Source organism: Labrys sp. 22185 (assembly GCF_052045555.1).
In the GTDB taxonomy this organism is placed as follows: domain Bacteria; phylum Pseudomonadota; class Alphaproteobacteria; order Rhizobiales; family Labraceae; genus Labrys; species Labrys neptuniae.
In genome coordinates this window covers 1-18,907 of record NZ_JBQEPH010000006.1, presented here as the reverse complement: position 1 = coordinate 18,907, position 18,907 = coordinate 1, and the positions used below count along the sequence as shown (strand labels likewise).

At 63.9% G+C, this 18,907-nt stretch carries 21 protein-coding genes; 15 read left to right on the top strand and 6 right to left on the bottom strand.

Annotated features, from left to right (window positions below; translation table 11 throughout):
• Positions 1–52: 52 nt before the first annotated feature.
• The gene (gene aroC, locus ACTJKX_RS13745; protein ID WP_440725590.1) at positions 53–1,168 is read left to right on the top strand and encodes a chorismate synthase; all 1,116 of its coding nucleotides are present in this window, start codon (positions 53–55) and stop codon (positions 1,166–1,168) included.
• A gap of 69 nt (positions 1,169–1,237) precedes the next feature.
• On the opposite strand, the gene ACTJKX_RS13740 is transcribed toward aroC, so the two are convergent.
• A complete protein-coding gene (locus ACTJKX_RS13740; protein WP_311942376.1) occupies positions 1,238–2,167 on the bottom strand; it encodes a DnaJ C-terminal domain-containing protein in 930 nt (309 codons plus the stop codon).
• A gap of 281 nt (positions 2,168–2,448) precedes the next feature.
• On the opposite strand from ACTJKX_RS13740, the gene ACTJKX_RS13735 reads away from it, so the two are divergent.
• Both ACTJKX_RS13735 and ACTJKX_RS13730 read left to right on the top strand, forming a co-directional pair.
• Positions 2,449–3,162, top strand: a complete 714-nt coding sequence (locus ACTJKX_RS13735; RefSeq protein WP_440725589.1) for an HAD family hydrolase — start codon at positions 2,449–2,451, stop codon at positions 3,160–3,162.
• A complete protein-coding gene (locus tag ACTJKX_RS13730; protein WP_440725588.1) occupies positions 3,162–4,046 on the top strand; it encodes a DUF1499 domain-containing protein in 885 nt (294 codons plus the stop codon). Before ACTJKX_RS13735 ends, ACTJKX_RS13730 begins: the two co-directional genes overlap by 1 nt.
• On the opposite strand, the gene ACTJKX_RS13725 is transcribed toward ACTJKX_RS13730, so the two are convergent.
• Positions 4,031–4,939, bottom strand: coding sequence for an MBL fold metallo-hydrolase (locus tag ACTJKX_RS13725; protein ID WP_440725587.1), 909 nt, complete (start codon positions 4,937–4,939; stop codon positions 4,031–4,033). The two genes, ACTJKX_RS13730 and ACTJKX_RS13725, sit on opposite strands and share 16 nt — an antisense overlap.
• Before the next feature lie 162 nt (positions 4,940–5,101).
• On the opposite strand from ACTJKX_RS13725, the gene ACTJKX_RS13720 reads away from it, so the two are divergent.
• The 3 genes from ACTJKX_RS13720 to ACTJKX_RS13710 all read left to right on the top strand — a co-directional run bounded on the left by ACTJKX_RS13720 (position 5,102) and on the right by ACTJKX_RS13710 (position 6,506).
• Positions 5,102–5,314, top strand: a complete 213-nt coding sequence (locus tag ACTJKX_RS13720) for a cold-shock protein (protein ID WP_068284736.1) — start codon at positions 5,102–5,104, stop codon at positions 5,312–5,314.
• 90 nt (positions 5,315–5,404) lie between these two features.
• Positions 5,405–6,007, top strand: a complete 603-nt coding sequence (locus ACTJKX_RS13715) for a glutathione S-transferase family protein (protein ID WP_440725775.1) — start codon at positions 5,405–5,407, stop codon at positions 6,005–6,007.
• Between the two features lie 4 nt (positions 6,008–6,011).
• Positions 6,012–6,506 (top strand): GNAT family N-acetyltransferase, encoded by a 495-nt coding sequence (locus ACTJKX_RS13710; RefSeq protein ID WP_440725586.1) that lies wholly within the window; start codon positions 6,012–6,014, stop codon positions 6,504–6,506.
• 139 nt (positions 6,507–6,645) lie between these two features.
• On the opposite strand, the gene ACTJKX_RS13705 is transcribed toward ACTJKX_RS13710, so the two are convergent.
• Complete coding sequence (locus ACTJKX_RS13705; RefSeq protein WP_440725585.1) at positions 6,646–7,341, bottom strand: helix-turn-helix transcriptional regulator; 696 nt, start codon at positions 7,339–7,341, stop codon at positions 6,646–6,648.
• Positions 7,342–7,454: 113 nt separating this feature from the next.
• On the opposite strand from ACTJKX_RS13705, the gene ACTJKX_RS13700 reads away from it, so the two are divergent.
• Entirely contained in the window at positions 7,455–8,351 is an 897-nt protein-coding gene (locus tag ACTJKX_RS13700) for a DMT family transporter (RefSeq protein ID WP_440725584.1), read from the top strand.
• A 66-nt stretch (positions 8,352–8,417) separates the two neighbouring features.
• Here the strand turns inward: ACTJKX_RS13700 and ACTJKX_RS13695 are convergent, their stop codons facing one another.
• Both ACTJKX_RS13695 and ACTJKX_RS13690 read right to left on the bottom strand, forming a co-directional pair.
• Positions 8,418–9,053, bottom strand: a complete 636-nt coding sequence (locus tag ACTJKX_RS13695) for an outer membrane protein (protein WP_367623376.1) — start codon at positions 9,051–9,053, stop codon at positions 8,418–8,420.
• Between the two features lie 277 nt (positions 9,054–9,330).
• A complete protein-coding gene (locus ACTJKX_RS13690) occupies positions 9,331–9,798 on the bottom strand; it encodes a hypothetical protein (RefSeq protein WP_311942401.1) in 468 nt (155 codons plus the stop codon).
• A gap of 255 nt (positions 9,799–10,053) precedes the next feature.
• Here ACTJKX_RS13690 and ACTJKX_RS13685 point away from each other — a divergent pair, with 255 nt between their 5' ends.
• The 7 genes from ACTJKX_RS13685 (at position 10,054) to ACTJKX_RS13655 (ending at position 15,997) form a co-directional block, all read left to right on the top strand.
• On the top strand, positions 10,054–10,803 hold the full coding sequence (locus tag ACTJKX_RS13685; protein WP_311942403.1) for an SDR family oxidoreductase: 750 nt from the start codon (positions 10,054–10,056) through the stop codon (positions 10,801–10,803).
• Between the two features lie 103 nt (positions 10,804–10,906).
• Positions 10,907–12,874: an excinuclease ABC subunit UvrC gene (uvrC, locus tag ACTJKX_RS13680; protein WP_394311971.1), complete on the top strand. Its 1,968-nt coding sequence runs from the start codon at positions 10,907–10,909 to the stop codon at positions 12,872–12,874.
• 41 nt (positions 12,875–12,915) lie between these two features.
• A complete protein-coding gene (pgsA, locus tag ACTJKX_RS13675) occupies positions 12,916–13,518 on the top strand; it encodes a CDP-diacylglycerol--glycerol-3-phosphate 3-phosphatidyltransferase (RefSeq protein WP_440725583.1) in 603 nt (200 codons plus the stop codon).
• A gap of 19 nt (positions 13,519–13,537) precedes the next feature.
• Positions 13,538–13,789: a molybdopterin converting factor subunit 1 gene (gene moaD / locus ACTJKX_RS13670; protein ID WP_311942409.1), complete on the top strand. Its 252-nt coding sequence runs from the start codon at positions 13,538–13,540 to the stop codon at positions 13,787–13,789.
• A 19-nt stretch (positions 13,790–13,808) separates the two neighbouring features.
• The gene (locus tag ACTJKX_RS13665) at positions 13,809–14,270 is read left to right on the top strand and encodes a molybdenum cofactor biosynthesis protein MoaE (protein WP_394311973.1); all 462 of its coding nucleotides are present in this window, start codon (positions 13,809–13,811) and stop codon (positions 14,268–14,270) included.
• An 88-nt stretch (positions 14,271–14,358) separates the two neighbouring features.
• Positions 14,359–15,507, top strand: a complete 1,149-nt coding sequence (locus ACTJKX_RS13660; RefSeq protein WP_394311975.1) for a hypothetical protein — start codon at positions 14,359–14,361, stop codon at positions 15,505–15,507.
• A gap of 202 nt (positions 15,508–15,709) precedes the next feature.
• Positions 15,710–15,997: a hypothetical protein gene (locus ACTJKX_RS13655; protein ID WP_068284544.1), complete on the top strand. Its 288-nt coding sequence runs from the start codon at positions 15,710–15,712 to the stop codon at positions 15,995–15,997.
• A 535-nt stretch (positions 15,998–16,532) separates the two neighbouring features.
• Here the strand turns inward: ACTJKX_RS13655 and ilvA are convergent.
• Entirely contained in the window at positions 16,533–18,047 is a 1,515-nt protein-coding gene (gene ilvA / locus ACTJKX_RS13650; protein ID WP_367623372.1) for a threonine ammonia-lyase, biosynthetic, read from the bottom strand.
• A 135-nt stretch (positions 18,048–18,182) separates the two neighbouring features.
• Between ilvA and ACTJKX_RS13645 the strand changes: the two genes are divergently transcribed.
• On the top strand, positions 18,183–18,907 hold a 725-nt coding region (locus tag ACTJKX_RS13645; protein WP_440725582.1), incomplete at its 3' end, for a caspase family protein.

Below are 18,907 nucleotides of genomic sequence, written 5' to 3'. Positions count from 1 at the left end.
TTTGGCGCGAATGCTGTAGAAGGCGGCCATCATCCGTTCCCTGCGAGTTCCCATGTCCTTCAACAGCTTCGGCCATCTCTTCCGCGTTACCACCTATGGCGAGAGTCACGGCATGGCGCTGGGCTGCGTGATCGATGGCTGTCCGCCGCGCCTGCCGATCAGCGAGGCGATGATCCAGGGCTTCCTCGACCGCCGCAAGCCGGGCCAGAGCCGCTTCACAACCCAGCGTCGCGAACCCGATGCCGTACGCATCCTTTCCGGCGTGATGGCGGACGAAGCGGGTGGGCAATTGCTGACCACGGGGACGCCGATCCATTTGATGATCGAGAATGTCGATCAGCGTTCGAAGGATTACGGGGAGATCAAGGACAAGTATCGCCCCGGCCACGCCGACTATGCCTATGACGTCAAATACGGCATTCGCGACTATCGCGGCGGCGGGCGATCCTCGGCACGCGAGACCGCAGCCCGCGTGGCGGCCGGAGCGGTGGCCCGGCAGGTCCTGCCCGGCGTGACCGTTCGCGGAGCGCTCGTGCAGATGGGGCCGCACAAGATCGACCGCAGCCGCTGGGATTGGGAGGCGGTGGACACCAATCCCTTCTTCTGTCCGGATCCGGTCGCGGCGGCCTTCTTCGAGGAGTATCTCGACGGCATACGAAAGGCGGGTTCGTCGATCGGCGCGGTGATTGAGGTGGTGGCCGAAGGGGTGCAGCCCGGCCTCGGCGCTCCGATCTACGGCAAGCTCGATTCGGATCTGGCGGCGGCGATGATGAGCATCAATGCGGTCAAGGGCGTGGAGATCGGGGATGGCTTTGCCGCTGCCGAACTCGGGGGCGAGGCGAACGCCGACGAGATGCGCATGGGCAATGACGGCAGGCCGCTGTTCCTCTCCAACCATGCCGGCGGCATTCTCGGCGGCATCTCCACCGGCCAGCCCGTGGTGGTGCGCTTCGCCGTGAAGCCGACCTCTTCCATCCTGCAGGAGCGACGCACGGTGGATCGTTATGGCCACGACACCGACATTGTCACCAAGGGGCGCCATGACCCCTGTGTCGGCATCCGGGCGGTGCCGGTAGGCGAGGCGATGATGGCCTGCGTGCTGGCGGACCATCTTCTGCGCCATCGCGGCCAGGTCGGCGCGCCGGTTGCCTGGCCCTTCGAGAAATAACGGCGGGCGGGTTTGAAGACCCGCCGACATGCACCGCCCGATGGCGGGTCTAAAGACCCGCCCCCCGATTCAACGACCGATGTCGTAGCCCTTGTCGCGCAGCTTCACGAGGGCGGCCTCGAGTTCGGGATCGATCGTGCCGGGCATGATGATCCGGGGCTGGACGATGAGATCGCCCGGCCCGTCCTTGGCCTGCACACCCTTGCCCTTGAGGCGGAAGGAGCGCAGCCCTGTGGTGCCGGCAGGCAAAGTGAGATCGACCGAGCCGTCCAGCGTCGGCACGCGTACCTTGGCGCCGAGAGCGGCCTCGTAGAGGGTCACGTTGACGTCGACGCGAACATTCCTGCCTTCGGCACGAAACGTCTCGTGCGGTGCCACGGCCACCGTAATCAGCGCATCGCCTGGCTCGCCGCCGAACGGGCTGGGCTCGCCCTGGCCCCTCAGGCGAATGGTCTTGCCTGGAGCGATGCCGGCCGGAATGGAGGCATCCACCATGCGGCCCGGCCCGAGCTCGACCCGTGTCTTGCCGCCCAACGCCCAGACCGTGAAGGGAATCTGGCCGGTGACCTGGATATCCTCGCCGCGGGGCGCCGAGCCGCGCGAACCGCCGCCGCGCTGGGCGCGTCCGCCGAACATCTCGCTGAGGATGTCGTCGAAGCCGCCCGCAAAACCGCCGCCACCACTGCCGCCCCGACCACCGCCGAAATTGAACTCGAAGCCACCGGTGTCGCGCCCGAAGCCGCCCGGACCACCCGCAGCCTCGAAGCCCTGGAAGCGGGGCTTGCCCTCGGCGTCGATCTCGCCACGATCGAACTGGGCCCGCTTCTTTTCGTCACCGACGATTTCATAGGCGCTGTTGACCTCGGCGAACTTCGCCGCGGCCTTGGCATCCTTGTTCTGATCGGGGTGGTACTGCTTGGCGAGTTTCCGGAAGGCCTTCTTGATCTCAGCCAAGCTTGCCGTCTTGGAAACGCCAAGGACGCTATAGGGGTCACGCATGTTTCAAAATCTCTCCCGCCGGCCCCCTGATGGGCAGCCCGCCACCGTGGCACAAGGCCCACGTGCGCCCAAGACATGGGATTTAATACGGGATTCCGCAATATGCTTGCACTGCGAAATCTCCGAAAGGCGGTGAGTTCCAGCAATGACGGCTCAGGGGTCGTTTTGACGCTTGATGGACGATCTCTTGTTCCAGCCTCCTGTTTTCGCGCGAATTCGGTATGCCGCGCTTGCCAAATTCCTTATGGAGGGCGGGAAAGGGCTGTAGACTGGGATTCGCCATGCCGATACGCGCCATACTCTTCGACAAGGACGGAACCCTGGTCGACTTCCATCTCACCTGGAGCGCTGCGGCCTATGCCGCCATGCAGCGCCTGAGCGGTGGCGACCCCGAGAAGATGGCTCGGCTGGTCGAGATCAACGACTACGACCTGACGAGCCACCGCATCCTGCCGCATTCGGTGCTGGTGGCCGAATCTTCGGCCGATTATGGGGTCGCCTGGGCTGAAGTGCTCGGGGAGGTCGCCGATACCGCCTTCTTCGAACAGATGGACCGCATCTTCATCGAGGAGGGCCTGAAACATGTCACGCCCATCGGTGATCCGCCCTGGCTTCTGTCCACCCTGAAGAGCCGAGGCTATCTGCTGGGCATCTGCACCAATGATTCCGAGGCGGGTGCCCGTGCGCACTGCGAGAAGCTCGGCCTGATGCCCTGGCTCGACGCCGTGCTCGGCTATGATTCGGGCCATGGCCGCAAGCCGGAGCCGGGTCCGGTGCTCGGCTTTGCCCAGGCCTTCGGCGTGGCACCCCAGGAAATCGCCCTGGTCGGCGACTCCACCCATGACCTTCATGCCGTCAAGGCGGCCGGCGGCACGGCTATCGCCGTGCTCAGCGGTTTTGCCAAGCGGGAAGAACTCGCGCCGCATGCCGATCACGTCATCGACAGCGTGATGGACCTGCCCGATCTCCTGCAGTCGCTGGCGGGCGCGCCCTGATGCGGCGACGCCCGGCGCCTCCGCCGACCGGCTGGGCCCGTACCGCGCAGAGCTTGGCGGTCTTCGCCTTCGAGGTGGTGCTGATCTCCCTGGTGCTGCTGCGCTTCCATCTCGCCCCGCTCAAGGCCGGTTTTGCCGCCCTGTGCGCGGGACTGCTGGCAGCCTGCGCCGCCTTGCTCTGCGCCGTGGTCGCCTTCCAGGTGATCTGGCGCAAGGGCGAGCGAGGTTTCGGCAGAGCCTTCAGTGCCTTCCTGCTTGCCATCCTGGTGCTCGGGCCCGCAGCGATCGCCACCAGCCTTGCCCTCAGCGTGCCCGGAATCGTCGATGTCAGCACCGATCCCGAGGATCCTCCGCCCCTGGCCCATGCTACCCGCACACGCACGGCGGACGCCAATTCCACCGCCTATGCGGCGGGGCTGGCGGCGTATCAGCGCGAGGCCTTGCCGCAGGTCCAGTCGATTCTCCTCGACGTGCCGCCGGACGATATCCGCAAGATCGCGCTTCGCCTGATGCGGGAGAGGCGCTGGCAGGTCGTGGGTGATCTGCGCTTCGGCGAGATGGCCGCGCGTATCCGCCTGCCGGACAGCATCCGCGAGGATGGCGATCCCGTGGACGCCGACGCGATGGGAGGCCCGACCGCGGGTTCGGCCTCCACGCAGAGGCGCTTTGGCGATCGTATCGAGGCGGTCGCCTCATCCACCATTCTGGGTACTGTCGACGACATTGCGCTGCGCATCCGGAGCGAGGGCGGCAAGACGCGCATCGACATGCGTTCGGCTGCTCGCTACGGCTCCTATGATTTCGGAGCCAACGCCAAGCATGTGCAGAGTTTCATGGCCGAGTTGCGCGATCGGGCGCTGACGCCGGATCAGGCGAGCCAGTAGCGGCCCGCCATGGAAGGGGCCCCCTCGGTGGCGACCTTGCCGCGCTGGACCAGGTCTTCGAGATGGGCGAAGAGGTTGAGGGCCGCCGCTCCCTGCAACCCGGCCGGCAGCCCCGCATAGACCCTGGCGGTCAAGGGCGTGATCGGCGCAGGGCCTTCGCCGAGGGCCTGCAGGATCGAAGCCTCGCGCATGCGGCGATGCTGGATCATCGCGCGCACGAAGCGCTGCGGCTGTTCGACCGGGCCGCCATGGCCAGGGAAATAGCGTGCCTCCGGCCTGCCGAGAAGTTTCTCCAGCGAGGCCATGTAGTCTCCCATCGAGCCGTCGGGTGGGGCGACGATGCTGGTGGACCAGGCCATGACATGGTCGCCCGACAACAGCACCTTGTCCGCTTCCAGCGAAAAGGCGAGATGGTTGGCGCAGTGGCCGGGCGTCGCCAGTGCCGTCAACGGCCAGTCCGGCGGACCGAAACGATCGCCTTCGGCCAGGACAATGTCGGGCTGGAAGGCGAGGTCGCCGGCGGCATCGAGCAGATTGATCTCGCCGTCATGCAGGGGGCGGGCGCTGCGATGCGGGCCGGCGCCGTAGGTGGGCGCGCCGGTGGCCGATACCAGCGCCGACACGCCCGGCGAGTGGTCGCGGTGGGTGTGAGTGACGGCAATCGCCACCACTTCCTCGCCGTGCACGGCTGCCAGCAGGGCAGCGGCGTGACCAGGATCGTCCGGTCCGGGGTCGATGATCGCGACCTTGCCGCGTCCGACGATATAGGAACAGGTACCGGTAAAGGTGAAGGCACCGCCATTGGGAGCCAGGATGCGGCGGACACCCGGCGACAATTCCTCGAGGATGCCCGGCGGCGGCGCCTCGCGGTTGTAAGGTATGTCTTCGCCCATAGGAATTTCCAGTATCGGTAAAATTTGTCCGGTGCGGCAAGGGCCTATCGGTCCGGCCGCCGATATCGCCTCTTGCGTACAAACGTCCTTTGGATGAAACTCATCGCGTACTGGTGTGGAATGGATCTGGTCATCCGGCCAGATCGGGACTGGGAGCGTAAGATGGCGCAGAGCGGCACCGTCAAGTTCTTCAACACCCAAAAAGGCTATGGCTTCATAACGCCTGACGATGGTGGACGCGACATCTTTGTTCACATCACCGCAGTCGAAAGTTCCGGTCTGGGTACATTGTCTGAAGGCCAGAAGATCTCCTTCGATGTCGAGCCCGACAAGAAGGGCAAGGGACCGAAGGCCGTCAATCTGGTGAAAGCCTGATCGGTATTTCCGCGCTTGCGGCTGAAATGCGGTAATGGATGGATGAGCGCTTGCAGGCGCTCATGATTCCAGCAGCTGGATTTCGGCTTCATCATGCAATTGCGCTCCTCGCCTCCTTCGCCCTTCGGTCGGAAGGTCAAGATCGCCGCCCACTATCTCGGCCTGTTCGATCGCATCACCGTGGTCCCGGCGGATACCAATGATCCGCAGGATAGCCTGCGCGAGCAGAACCCGCTCGGCAAGATCCCGGTGTTGATCCTGGATGACGGGACCATCCTCTACGACAGCCGGGTCATTCTCGACTATCTCGACCACCTCGCAGGAGGCGGGCGGATCATGCCGCAGGGCCCGGAACGCTATGAGGTGCTGACCCGTCAGGCCCTGGCGGACGGCATCATGGATGCCTCCCTGCTCCAGGTCTATGAAGCGAGGATACGTCCCGAGGACCAGCGCAGTGCCAAATGGCTCGATATCCAGGCCGGCAAGGTCGCTCGCGGCCTGGCTCAATTCGAGGCACGGGCAGGGGCCTTCGACCCGGCACTGGACGCGGGAAGCATCGCACTGGCCTGCGCGCTCGGCTATCTCGATTTGCGCTTTGCCGGAACCTGGCAGCAGCATCATCCCAAGCTGCAAGCCTGGCTGGCCACCTTCGAGGCGGAAATCCCGGCTTTCGGCCTGACGCGTCCGCAGTGAGGCGATGGGCCTGAATGGTGGCCCCTATCGCTTCCGCCCGGCAGCCGTGGGCGACCTGCCCTTGCTGGCGGCCTGGCTGCGCGAGCCCGAAGTGGCCTGCTGGTGGCAGGATGCGGACAAGCAGCTGGAATTGCTCAGGGAGGACCTCGCCGATCCGCGCATGGTAATGCGGATCGTCAGCTTCGAAGCGCGACCCTTTGCCTATGTCCAGGACTATGAAGTCCACGCTTGGGAACAGCCGCATCTGGCCGCTTTTCCGGTCGGCACACGCGGCATCGATACGTTCATGGGGGATCCCGCCATGCTCGGTCGTGGCCACGGCCCGGCCTATCTGCGCCTGTTGGCACAGCATTTGCGGGCAGAGGGGGCGCCGATGGTCGTGGTTGATCCCGACCCTGCCAATCGGCGAGCACAGGCGGCCTATGCCAAAGCGGGCTTTCAGGCGCGAGACCTGGTGGCAACCGAGGATGGCCCGGCCAGGTTGATGGTGTTCGTCTGAAAGCCTGATCGGACGCCAAAGCGTTTTGCGATTTGGTGGAATCACCAAGAATCGCAAAGAAGCTCTGGCCAATCCTCAGGATTGGCTTGGGAACAAGGAGTTAGAGCAAATAAGCGTTCACGCTCGAACGCGCCTTACTCTAGCGCTGTGGCGCCTCTTCACGCTGGCGTGCTTCCCAGGCAGTGCGCAAAACCGCGCTTTCGCCCTCGAAACGCTCCTCCATGACCTCGCAATGGCGAATGCGGTCGGCCCTGAAGCTGCGGAAATCCCGGCGCAGCTCGCACCAGGCTACGACATGCATCACCTCGACATAGTAGATCATGGCGATCGGGCGAATGACCCGCCGACTTTCCCGTCCCTCGACGTCGGCATAGTGCAGCAGCAATTTGCGTTCGTCGCGAATGGCCAGGCGAATGGCGGCAAGGTCGATGCTGATCGGCTCGGGATGGATCCATTGCGGCACGAAGAGGCTGGTCTTGTCGATCGGCTCGCGGTTGGCAACCGGCAGGACGGTGGCGATCTTGGCGCGGATCGAGCCTGCTGCCGCCTTGAGCGCACGGTCGTCGGTGCGCTCCAGCAGTCCGAGCGCGACCACGAGGGCCTCGACTTCCTCGATCGACAGCATCAGCGGCGGCAGGTCGTAGCCGGAGCGCATGACATAGCCGATGCCGGCTTCGCCATAGATGGGCATCGACAGGGCCTGGAGCGAGGCGATGTCGCGATAGATGGTACGTTTGGCGACTTCGAGCTGCGCCGCGATCGCCTCGGCGGTTACCGGCTTCCTGGCGACGCGCAGCAACTGGATGATCTCGAACAGGCGTGTGGTGCGGCGCATGGGCAACAAGCCATTGATTGCGGTCTGTGCAGAGACTGCTGACAGATTCTTGGCAGCAGGGTTCTGCTTCAATCGGCATCTGTCAATCGGCATCAGCCGTATCGGAGATTGCCATGTCCATCGAAGGGAGCATGCCGGCCGCATTTACCCCGCGCCATCACGGTGTGGCGCTGGTGACGGCCTCCGCCATCCTGTGGAGTTCGGCCGGCTATTTCACCCGAGCGGTACCCCTCGACATTGCCGCCCTGCTGTTCTGGCGTGGCCTGTTCGGTGCAGCCACCAGCCTCGCCTTCATCCTGGCGCTGGAAGGCCGCAATACCTGGCGCAGCTTCAGGGCGATGGGGTGGGTCGGCCTGGGCTTCTGCCTGCTGTCCAGCCTGGGCATGGCCTGTTTCGTGGCATCGCTGCGACTCACCAGCGTGGCCCATGTCTCGATCATCTACGCGACGGTGCCCTTCGTGGCGGCGGGCCTGGCCTGGCTGGTGATGCGCGAACGGGCTTCAGCGGCGGTGCTGGTCGCCAGCCTGTTCGCGGTCGTAGGTGTGGTGCTGACCGTGGCCGGCGGCGGCGGGCAGGGGAGCCTGATCGGCGATGCCCTCGCACTGGCAATGACGGTGCTCGTGGCCGCCTTCGTGGTGATGCGGCGGCGCTTTCCCGATGTGCCACTGGTGCCGGCTGCCTGCCTATCGGCGCTGGTGCCGGCCCTTGTCAGCGCGCCTCTGATGTCGAGCTGGCCGGCGAATGCTGATGAAGTTGTCTTGCTGGTGGCATTCGGCGTGAGCAATATGGGCCTGGCTCTGGTCTGCTTTACCATCGGCGCGAAGTTCATTCCGGCAGCCCAGACGGCGCTGATCGGCGCCTTGGAGACGCCCCTTGCGCCCCTGTGGGTCTGGCTTGCCTTCGGAGAAGCGCCGGGAACGGCGGCCCTGGCCGGCGGCGCTGTGGTTCTCCTTGCCGTGGTGGGCAGCATGATCTGGGAAGGCCGGATATCGACTATCAAGGCCGGCTGACGATCATAGAACGAAAAAGGCCCGGCGTTGTGCCGGGCCTTTTCGGAGCGCTGTCTTCTGAACTGATCAGAAGTGATAGTTCACGCCCAGCTTGATGTCGCTGCCGCTATAGCCGGCCTTGACGATACCGCTGCGGATGTCGAAGTCATCCTTGCCGTAGCTGGTATAGTTGTATTCAGCCCGGACCGACACTTCCGGGGTCACGCGATATTCGGCACCGAAGCCGGCGGTCCAGCCGACCTGCCACTGCGAATCCTTGGCGCCGAAGCGGTTGATCTCGACATCGCCGAAGGCAAGGCCCGCCTTGATATAGGGCAGGAAGTCACCCATGGCGTAGCCGATGCGGGGCGTGATCGAGCCGTTGAAGCCGTAGGTGCCCTTGTGGCCGTCATATTTGTCGGTGATGTCGGCGTAGTTCAGCGAGCCTTCGAGGCCGATCACGATCGGATCGTACTGCATGTTGTAGCCGGCCTGGACACCGCCGGTGAAGCCGCTGGCCTCGTTCAGGCGGACGCCGCGATCGGCATCGAAGTCACCGGAAAAGCCGTAGCCGAGATTGATACCGGCATAGAAGCCCGTCCAGGTCACATTGGAGGCAGGTGCCTGATAGGCCGGAGCGGGCTCCTGATAGGGCGGAATGTCGGCCGCGAAGGCGGACCCGGTGATCAGCGTCAATGCTGTGGCGAGAAGAAGCTTTTTCATCGTGAACTCCTGGAACTCATACACGCGATGACGCCGGTATCCCCAACCCATCGAACAATCATGCGACCGTGTTACGTGAAGACTATTAAGAGAAAGTTGCCTGATGGGTTTATTAAGTAGATTTAACAAGGCGACATTATGGCAATAACTTAAATTATATTTGAAATGATTTGTTAACTATAATGTATGTTCTAAAGATTGCCTTAGGATAATTCAAAATTTATTATAGTTAATGAGAATTTAAATTCATGAATTCTGGTGTTGTCGGAATGATTTTTCATTCCCATCCGGCGGCATAGGGCGCGGGCGCATTGGCAAAATCGGAATGAACCGTGCCCAAATCATAGTTGAACGCCGTCGCGCGGGCCGACCAGCGATTATTCTGGGCGCCGCCGCAGGCCAGATCATCACCCCGGCCGGAGGTGAGGCCGGGCAGAAGACAGAGGCCTGCCGGGCGTGCAGTGCGCATGGGCGAGCGATTCTTGCCACTCTCTCCCGAGGGATTGGCCGGGATGGAGCCGACGATGTCGACATCGTCATAGCCAGCCGTCGGGCGGGCCGGCTTGGCAGCGGCCTGCGGAGCGACGCCCGCCAGCACCGGCGCCTTGGTTACGGCAATGAAGCGACCGGTCCACACCAGCGACAGGGCGGAGGGCGCCCCAGGCACAGCCTCGCCGGCCTGCGCTGCTCCAATGAGGGGCTGCCAGGCCAGGATCGCGCAAGTGAGGAAAGTGACCTTCAGCATCGTGTCCCAGTGTTGCCTGTTCCAGTGCCAAAGCGTCTTGCGATTGAAGGGAGCTACCACGAATCACAAAGACGCGTCGAACCAAAGAGCTGGAGCAAAAAACGTTCAGCCATGGGCGTGCCTTGCTCCAGTGCTGGCATGGGCCAGTCCGTCACTTGAACACTGTCCAGTGGTTGATCGACGTTAACGCTGGGCAGCAATCTGCCTGCATCGTAAACGCAGTATGAAGACAAGCCTGCGGAAGGAATGGAGAAAATGGTGGAAAAGGCTCGTGCGCAACGCGCTTTGGTGACCGGCGCCGCCAAGCGTATCGGTCGGAGCATCGCGCTTGGGCTGGCCCAGGCCGGATACGATGTCGCGCTTCATTGCAATCGTTCGCGCGCGGAAGCGGAGGATGCGGCGGCGCAAATTGCGGCCATGGGACGCAGGACCTGTATCGTCGTGGGTGATCTGGCCGCGGGTGACAAGGTAAGTGCAATCGTCGAGGAGGCGCGCGCCGGCATCGGCGTCCTCGATCTGCTGGTGAATTCGGCCTCGATGTTCGAGCCCGACGGCATCGGCAGTCTCCAGGCGCAGATCTGGAACCGGCAATTCGCCGTCAACGCCCAGGCCCCGATCTTTCTCGCCCAGGCCTTTGCGGCCCAGGTCGACCCGCTTGCCTACGACCCCTCCATCGTCAATCTGATCGACCAGCGCGTGCTGCACCCCCGGCCGGACTATGTGTCCTATTATCTCAGCAAATCCGTGCTGCATGTCGCCACGCAGACCCTGGCCCAGGCCCTGGCGCCGCATATCCGCGTCAACGGCATCGGACCCGGCCCAACCCTGCAGGCAGCCTCGCAGACACCCGAGGAATTCGCGGCCGAGGCGGCCGGCACGCCGCTCGGCCATGGCAGTGCCGTGGAGGACATCGTGGAGGCCGTGCTCTATCTGGCCCGTGCGCGTAGCGTCAGCGGCCAGATGATCGCCGTCGATGGCGGCCAGCATCTGGCCTGGACTGAGTAAATCCGGGCGGAACAGCCCGCGGCAGGCCGAGGATGGTAGGCAATTTCACCGGTGTTTTGCGTGCCCTCTCGCCAGCGCGTTTCCCGCGTCCTATTTATCAGCCATGATCGACTCGCCCGCTCCCGCCGAAACCGAGGAAGCCTCCTCCTCCGTCGACCTTGCCTTCGACGAGAAAGCCGTGCCGTCTTCGCTGCGGGCGGGAACCGCGGTCATCCATGCCTTCTGGAAGACGTTGCCCAATGCGCCGGGGGTCTATCGCATGATCGATGCGGAAGGCACGGTGCTCTATGTCGGCAAGGCGCATTCGCTCAAGAAGCGGGTGGCGAGCTATGCTCGCGGCATTGCGCCGACGGCGCGCATCGCCCGCATGATCGCCGAGACGGCGGCGATGGAGTTCGTCACCACCCAGACGGAGACGGAGGCCCTGCTGCTTGAGATCAACCTGATCAAGAGCCTGAAGCCGCGTTTCAACGTGCTGCTGCGCGACGATAAATCCTTTCCCTATATCCTGCTGACGGGTGACCACCCGGCGCCACAACTGACCAAGCATCGCGGCGCGCGCACGCGCAAGGGTGATTATTTCGGCCCCTTCGCCAGCGTCCTGGCCGTCAACCGCACGATGAATGCCCTGGAGCGTGCCTTTCTCATCCGATCCTGTACGGATTCGGTGTTCTCCACCCGCACGCGCCCCTGTTTGCTGCACCAGATCAAGCGCTGCTCGGCTCCCTGTACCGGCGAGATCTCCATCGAGGATTATGCCGGCCTGGTCAGCGAGGCGCGCGCCTTCCTGACCGGCAAGTCCAAGGCCATCAAGGAAGCGATGGCGCATGAAATGGAGCAGGCCGCCGAGACCCTGGAATTCGAGCGCGCCGCCCGTTATCGCGACAGGCTCGCGGCACTTTCGGCCATCCAGTCGACGCAGGGCATCAATCCGCGTTCGATCGAGGAAGCGGACGTCTTTGCCGTGCACGAGCAGGCCGGCCAGTTCTGCATCGAGGTCTTCTTCTTCCGCACCGGCCAGAACTGGGGCAACCGGGCCTATTTTCCCAAGGCCGACCGTACGCTCAGCGAGGCCGAAGTGCTCGATGCCTTTCTCGGCCAGTTCTACGACGACAAGCCGGCGCCCAAGCTCGTGCTGCTTTCGCATGAGGTCGAGGGCGGGGAGATCCTGCGTGAGGCGCTGTCGCTGCGTGCCGGCCATCGTATCGAGATCGCGACGCCGAAGCGGGGAGAGAAGCGCGACCTCGTCGAACATGCCCTCACCAATGCCCGCGAGGCCCTTGGGCGCCGCCTGGCCGAATCCTCCTCGCAGCTCAAGCTGCTGGAAGGTGTCGCCGAGGCCTTCAGCCTCGAGGAGGCGCCGCGCCGCATCGAGGTCTATGACAACTCCCACATCATGGGCACCAATGCCGTCGGCGGCATGATCGTGGCCGGACGCGAAGGCTTCGCCAAGACGCATTATCGCAAGTTCAACATCAAATCGACCGAGATCACACCGGGCGACGATTACGGCATGATGCGCGAAGTGCTGGAGCGACGCTTTTCCCGCCTGATCAAGGAGACACCCAAGGACGAGCCGGGCGAGGGGGCGGAGCCGGACGATGTCGTGATGCCGACCTGGCCCGACCTCGTGCTCATCGACGGCGGTGCCGGCCAGTTGCAGGTGGCCCGCGAGGTTTTCGCCGACCTCGGTGTCGAGGATGTCGCGCTGGTCGGCGTCGCCAAGGGTGTCGATCGCGATGCCGGTCGCGAGACCTTCATCGTCGAGGGCAAGCCCCCCTTCAAGCTCGCCCCGCGCGATCCCGTGCTCTATTTCGTGCAGCGCCTGCGTGACGAAGCCCACCGCTTCGCCATCGGCGCCCATCGCCAGAAACGCTCCAAATCCCTGAAGGAGGGAGGGCTCCAGGAAATCGGCGGCATCGGCCCGCAGCGCAAACGTGCGCTGCTGCGGCATTTCGGCACTCTCAAGGCGATCGAACGCGCCTCGATGGCCGATCTCGAAGGCTGTCCGGGCATCGATCAGGCGACCGCCCGCAAGGTCTACGACTTCTTCCACGACAAGGCTCCTTAAACCCGGTTGACGGCGCGGCCCGCGCCATGTTCCTTCAAGCCATGACATCACCTGCGCCCACCAAGCGGACCTCGCCGCTCTCCCTGCCGAACATCCTCACCTATGGCCGGATCGCGGCGGTGCCGGTGGTCGTGGCCTGCCTGTTCTGGCCGGAGGTGATCTGGGTGCGCTGGGTCGCCTTCGGGGCGTTCGCGCTGGCGGCGGTGACGGACTATTTCGATGGCTATCTCGCCAGGGCCTGGGGGCAGCAATCCTCGCTCGGGCGCATGCTCGATCCGATCGCCGACAAGCTCTTGGTATCGTCCTGCCTGCTCATGCTGACGGCGACGGGAACCATCGCCATCGGCAACCTGTCCGTATGGGCGGCGATCGTCATTCTGTGCCGCGAGATCCTGGTTTCAGGTCTCAGGGAGTTCCTGGCCGAATTGCGTGTTTCCGTGCCGGTAACGCGGCTTGCCAAATGGAAGACCACCGTCCAGCTCCTGGCGATCGGTTTCCTGCTGGCGGGGCCGGCCGGCGATGCGGTCCTGCCCGGCTGTACCATCATCGGCCTGGTGCTGTTGTGGGTTTCGGCTGTGGTGACGCTCTATACCGGGTATGATTACTTCCGCAGCGGCGTACAGCATCTCCTCGAGGATGCGTAATAAGGCTGGAGGACGCGCGATGAAGCTGATCTATTTCGCCTGGCTGCGCGAGCGCATCGGCGTGCCGGAAGAGGAAGTCGATCTGCCGGCCGAGGTCAGGACGGTCGAGGATCTGATGCAGTTTCTGTCCGAGCGCAGCGAGGCCCATGCCCATGCCTTCGAGAACCGCAAGATCGTGCGGGCGGCGATCGATCGGCGCCATGTCAAGCCGGCCGCTCCGATTGCCGGTGCGGGTGAGGTCGCCTTCTTCCCGCCCATGACGGGCGGCTGAGGCGGCGGGAGCGGATACGGTGAGCGTTCGCCTGCAATGTGAGGATTTCGACGTTTCGGCCGAGATTGCCGCCTTGACTGGCGGGCGGACCGATATCGGTGCCGTGGTCAATTTCATCGGCATCTGCCGGGCCGGGCCGGACGACGACCGCATCAGCGCCATGACGCTCGATCATTATCCCGAAATGGCCCAGGCCGAGCTCGAGCGCATCGAGGCGGAAGCGCGCGGGCGCTGGCCTTTGCAAGGGGTCTCCATCATCCATCGCCATGGCCGTCTCGTCCCAGGCGACAACATCGTCTTGGTAGTGACGGCCTCGATGCATCGCCAGGCCGCCTTCGAGGCCGCGTCCTTCCTGATGGATTATCTCAAGACCCGTGCCCCCTTCTGGAAGAAGGAGGAACGCGCCTCCGGCACGGGCTGGGTCGCCGCCAAGGACGAGGACGATGCCGCCGCGGCGCGCTGGACGACGAAGAAATCCTGATGCAGTTCCCCTGATGCGTTCCCCTGGCGACAGACTTGGCCCCGCCTGCGTGCCATTGCCGCCGTTGCGATGGACAGGAGGGATTTTCATGCCGGACGGATTGAGAAGGCTCGCAGGTGCCGCAGCGGTGGCGACCTTGCTATGCGGCGTCGCGGGAGAGGCCTCGGCCGATTCGGAACTGCGGCGCGCGCTGTCGCACGTTCCCGCCAAGGTCGCAATGGATCGCAACGGCATTGCCGCCAGCTTTGTCGGCCTGTCGGAATTGCGCCGGCTCTATGCCGGGGATGTCTCCTCGATGAGGCGGCGGGTGGGCTTAGGCGACAGCGATACGCTGAAAGCTCTATTCATCAGCACGGACGAGTCCTGGCGCGATGACACTGGCCTGAAACGCAGCGAGATTGCCAGCCTCACCGACTATGGCACGCCGCCGCGGGCTGTCGTCCTCTGGCGCTTCACGGAGCCCGCCATATCCGCATCTTTCGTAGAAGGGCTCGGCAAGCGCGACTTCAGCCATGCCAATGGCGTATGGCGCAATGGTGAGCCGATGAAGCTCGATTTCGCCAAACGCAGCATCACAAATCCCTTCCTCGGTCCGTTGGGCAGGGCCTCCATGCTGGCACCTTTCGCCGATGGAGTGGCGCAGTCCCCCGATCCAGCGGCTGCTGCCGAGGCGGGAGGCGTTTCGGCCAAGACCAGCCTCGCCGGCCTGGCACCCGTCGAAGCGGCCATCGATGCCATCGAGAAGGTGGCCGTCCAGGGCTCGATTCTGCAGGCGATCGTGCTCACCCCGGCGATCTGGATGCAGGGGGACGATGTGCTGGACATGATGGCGACCTCACCCACGGTCGACAAGAAAGCGCTGGCGGACAAGATGGCTGAGCGGGCGAAGAGGCCGCCCACGCCCGTGTCCCTCGGTGTGGTGATCGCCGATGTCGAGACGATGGAGCCGGCAGGCAGTGGCGTGGTGATCGCGCTGCCCTATGGCGATTGCGACACCGCCAGGGAGGGGGCGAGGATCTTTGCCGACAAGTGGAAGAATGCCGCCGGCCGGGATGGCCAGACCGGCGCCCAGCGGACCGGCCGGGAACCCACGGTTACGGTGCATCAGGGAAAGGAGGCCTGTGTGGCCTTGCTCTCGCTGATGGGAGCGCCCGATGCCGAACGCGGCAATTCCGTTCTACGCTATATCACCGGCGCGATCTGGCAGCGTGATTTCAAGGCACTTCAGGGCGGATAGACTCGCAGGAAACAATGCAGCGAGCTCTCCACCGAGACGGCGAAGCGCTGCAGAAGCGAAATACACAGATTTTACTTTGTGTAAGGCCTCCTGAAGCGTTGCTCGATTCGCGGATTAATTGAAACGAAACCAGAATCTGTACAAATTGTCGCAGGCGGTCATCTTTCCAGCAACCAGCCGCCACTGAAAGTGGAAGTCGACAATGGAACAGATTCTTATCAACCTGGTAGCGGGCGCGCTCGGCGGCGCCGGCTCCGGCAAGGCTCTGCCGCAATTCGACATGGGCAATATCGGCAACATCATCGCCGGCCTGGTCGGCGGCGGCGTGCTCGGCCAGATCATCACCGCCGTTTGGCCGTCCGTGGCGGCCTCCATGCAGTCGGGGAATTTCGACATCGGCTCGATCGTCACCAACGTCATCGGTGGCGGTGCCGGTGGCGCGATCCTTCAGGTCATCGTCGGCATGATCAAGAATTCGATGAGCAAATAGTCGCTGCGACCGGGCGGTACGACAGCTGCGTCATCGTGAGCATGATGAAGCGGTCTGGTTTCCCACGGCGGGGGACCGGACTGCTTCACGTCATCCGTGATGATCGATGCGTTCTCAGCGGGCCAGCGCCGAGGCGATATGGCTGGCATCCGCGTTCAGTGCGCTGCCGAGCAGCCAGACACCGATGATCAGGGCGAGACCGGCAAGCAGACCGGTGACGACATCGATCGTCACTCCAGCTATGTCGCCTTCTTCAAATCCGTCCTTCGCTGCAAACAATCCCGCCAAACGCATCGTACTGACTCCAACTCACCTTTCATTGTAACGCGGCGCAGTTAACGCCTCGTCTCTACTTGTAAGACTTATTGCGACTTTTCGGTGTTTATGTAGTGTCGAAAAGCACGCCGTGGGCATGTTATTCGGCATTGCTGCTATGGGCGTGGAGCATAGCGGTGGCAGGCTCCGCCAGGAGCCTTAACCAATTGTTATTGCTTAATTTTTCGTGAAGGGTGGTGCGTGCCTGGCAGCAGGCCGTTCAGCCGCGCAGGAAGAGGCGATAGGCGTCGTTGGCGCTCTCGTCCTCATAGGGGTAGCCGAGCTCTCCCAAACGTTCGAAAAGGCGCGGCCGATCAGCCTCGGGAACCTGGATTCCAACCAGCACGCGGCCATAATCCGCGCCGTGATTGCGGTAGTGGAACAGGGTGATGTTCCAGTCGAAGCCGACACCGTCGAGAAAGCGGAGCAGGGCGCCGGGACGTTCGGGAAACTCGAAGCGCAGCACCAATTCGTCCGTCAGACCGGGCGCCCGTCCTCCCACCATGTAGCGCACATGCAGCTTGGCGGTCTCGTCGGCGCTGATGTCGACGACGCCATAGCCGAGCCGCTCGAGCTGACCGACGATCTCGCTCTTCTGGCGCTTGGCATCGGCCAGCTTCAGGCCGACGAAGACATGGGCCTGGCTGCCGCCGGCATAGCGATAGTTGAACTCGGTGACGATGCGGTTGCCCAGCACGTCGATGAAGCGGCGATAGCTGCCCGTCTCCTCTGGGATGGTGACGGCGAGCAGGATCTCGCGAGCCTCGCCCACCTCGGCGCGTTCGGCGACATGCCGCAGGCGGTCGAAATTGAGGTTGGCGCCGCTGTTGACGGCGATCAGCGCGCCGCTTCTCTCAGGATTTGCCTGGGCATAGGCCTTCAGGCCTGCCAACGACAGGGCGCCGGCCGGTTCGGACAGCACCCGCATGTCCTCGAAAATGTCCTTGATTGCGGCGCACATGGCGTCGGTGTCGGCGACCAGGACGTCGTCCAGCAGTTCCCGGCAGATCCGGAAGGTCTCTTCACCTGCCTGGCGTACCGCGACACCGTCGGCGAACAGGCCGACACGATCAAGCACCACCCGCTCGCCGGCCTCGATGGCCGCCTTCATCGAGGCGGCGTCGACGGGCTCGACACCGATCACCTTCGTCTCCGGACGCAGGAACTTGACGTAGGAGGCGATGCCGGCGGCCAGGCCGCCGCCGCCGATCGGCACGAAAACCGCCTCGATCGGGTCGGGATGCTGGTGCAGGATCTCGACGCCCACCGTGCCCTGGCCGGCGATGACGTCACCATCGTCATAGGGATGCACGAAGGTGAGGCCGTGCTCGCGTTCGAGTTCCCTGGCATGGGCGTAGGCTTCGTCGAAGACGTCGCCCTTGAGCACGACCTTGCCGCCCCAATAGCGCACGGCGTCGACCTTGATGCGCGGGGTGGTGATCGGCATGACGATGGTGGCGGCGATACCGAGTTTCGTTGCCGAAAGGGCGACGCCCTGGGCGTGGTTGCCGGCCGAAGCGCAGATCACGCCGGCGGCCTTGGCCTCCTGCGACAGGCGGGCGATACGGTTATAGGCGCCACGGATCTTGAAGGAGAAGATCGGCTGCAGATCCTCACGCTTGAGCAGGACTTCCGCATTCAGGCGCTGGCTGAGGCGCACCATCGGGTCCAGGGGCGTTCTCTGGGCCACGTCATAGACGCGGGCATCGAGGATTCGGCGGACATATTCGATCACAACGCACCTGACTGTCGAAAAGGGGAGCTGTTGAGCGCTCCCATGTAGAAAAGCCTGTCGGCTTCCATCTTTGAGGCGTTCGCATGGCGCTGTCACGTTTGATTTGCGCGCGCTGGCGGAGATAATGTCGCGCCCTTGCCTTCCAGAGACCTCATCATGGCCTGCCTGATCCGTCTGTTCTTCCTTGCCGCTGTCGTTCTGGCAGGCGCGTTGCCGGCCGGCGCAGCCCAGAAGGCGGCGCTGGTGATCGGCAACAGCGCCTATCGCTCGGTGACGCCTTTGGTGAACCCGGCCAATGACGCCAACGACATGGCGGCGGCGCTGGGGCGGATCGGCTATGCGGTGACCCTGGTCAAGGACGGCGACCTGGCGGCGATGAATGACGGGCTGAGGGCGTTCCTGCGCGATGCCGACCATGCCGACAGCGTGGTGGTGTTCTATTCGGGCCATGGCGTGCAGGTGAAGGGGCGCAACTACCTGGTGCCTGTCTCGGCCAAGATCTCGGACGAGCTCGATCTGGACACCCAGACCCTGTCGTTGGACAAGCTGCTGGAACTGGTCGACAGCGCGGCGCCGAAGGTGAAGATCGTGATCCTTGATTCGTGCCGGGACAATCCCCTGACGCGCCAGCTGACGCGGGGGGCGGGGACGCGCGGGCTGGCCCGCATCGATCTCGACGCCTCCTCGGCCAAGGGCACGCTGATCGCCTTCTCCACGGCGCCGGGTTCGGTGGCGCAGGATGGCAGCGGGCGCAACTCGCCCTTCACCACGGCGCTGCTCGCCCATATGGAGACGCCCGGCCTCGACATCCGCCAGATGTTCGGCCAGGTCAGGGCCGATGTCGACCAGTCGACCCAGGG

Excerpts from the sequence above, each read along its gene's own strand:
- aroC (WP_440725590.1), top strand. The coding sequence starts at position 53 with ATGTCCTTCAACAGCTTCGGCCATCTCTTCCGCGTTACCACCTATGGC.
- ACTJKX_RS13695 (WP_367623376.1), bottom strand. The coding sequence starts at position 9,053 with ATGAAAAAGCTTCTTCTCGCCACAGCATTGACGCTGATCACCGGGTCC.
- uvrC (WP_394311971.1), top strand. The coding sequence starts at position 10,907 with ATGATCGACTCGCCCGCTCCCGCCGAAACCGAGGAAGCCTCCTCCTCC.
- ACTJKX_RS13685 (WP_311942403.1), top strand. The coding sequence starts at position 10,054 with ATGGTGGAAAAGGCTCGTGCGCAACGCGCTTTGGTGACCGGCGCCGCC.
- ACTJKX_RS13735 (WP_440725589.1), top strand. The coding sequence starts at position 2,449 with ATGCCGATACGCGCCATACTCTTCGACAAGGACGGAACCCTGGTCGAC.
- ACTJKX_RS13725 (WP_440725587.1), bottom strand. The coding sequence starts at position 4,939 with ATGGGCGAAGACATACCTTACAACCGCGAGGCGCCGCCGCCGGGCATC.
- ACTJKX_RS13720 (WP_068284736.1), top strand. The coding sequence starts at position 5,102 with ATGGCGCAGAGCGGCACCGTCAAGTTCTTCAACACCCAAAAAGGCTAT.
- ACTJKX_RS13655 (WP_068284544.1), top strand. The coding sequence starts at position 15,710 with ATGGAACAGATTCTTATCAACCTGGTAGCGGGCGCGCTCGGCGGCGCC.
- ACTJKX_RS13730 (WP_440725588.1), top strand. The coding sequence starts at position 3,162 with ATGCGGCGACGCCCGGCGCCTCCGCCGACCGGCTGGGCCCGTACCGCG.
- ACTJKX_RS13710 (WP_440725586.1), top strand. The coding sequence starts at position 6,012 with ATGGGCCTGAATGGTGGCCCCTATCGCTTCCGCCCGGCAGCCGTGGGC.
- ACTJKX_RS13705 (WP_440725585.1), bottom strand. The coding sequence starts at position 7,341 with ATGCGCCGCACCACACGCCTGTTCGAGATCATCCAGTTGCTGCGCGTC.
- pgsA (WP_440725583.1), top strand. The coding sequence starts at position 12,916 with ATGACATCACCTGCGCCCACCAAGCGGACCTCGCCGCTCTCCCTGCCG.
- ACTJKX_RS13740 (WP_311942376.1), bottom strand. The coding sequence starts at position 2,167 with ATGCGTGACCCCTATAGCGTCCTTGGCGTTTCCAAGACGGCAAGCTTG.
- ACTJKX_RS13700 (WP_440725584.1), top strand. The coding sequence starts at position 7,455 with ATGTCCATCGAAGGGAGCATGCCGGCCGCATTTACCCCGCGCCATCAC.
- ACTJKX_RS13690 (WP_311942401.1), bottom strand. The coding sequence starts at position 9,798 with ATGCTGAAGGTCACTTTCCTCACTTGCGCGATCCTGGCCTGGCAGCCC.
- ACTJKX_RS13660 (WP_394311975.1), top strand. The coding sequence starts at position 14,359 with ATGCCGGACGGATTGAGAAGGCTCGCAGGTGCCGCAGCGGTGGCGACC.
- moaD (WP_311942409.1), top strand. The coding sequence starts at position 13,538 with ATGAAGCTGATCTATTTCGCCTGGCTGCGCGAGCGCATCGGCGTGCCG.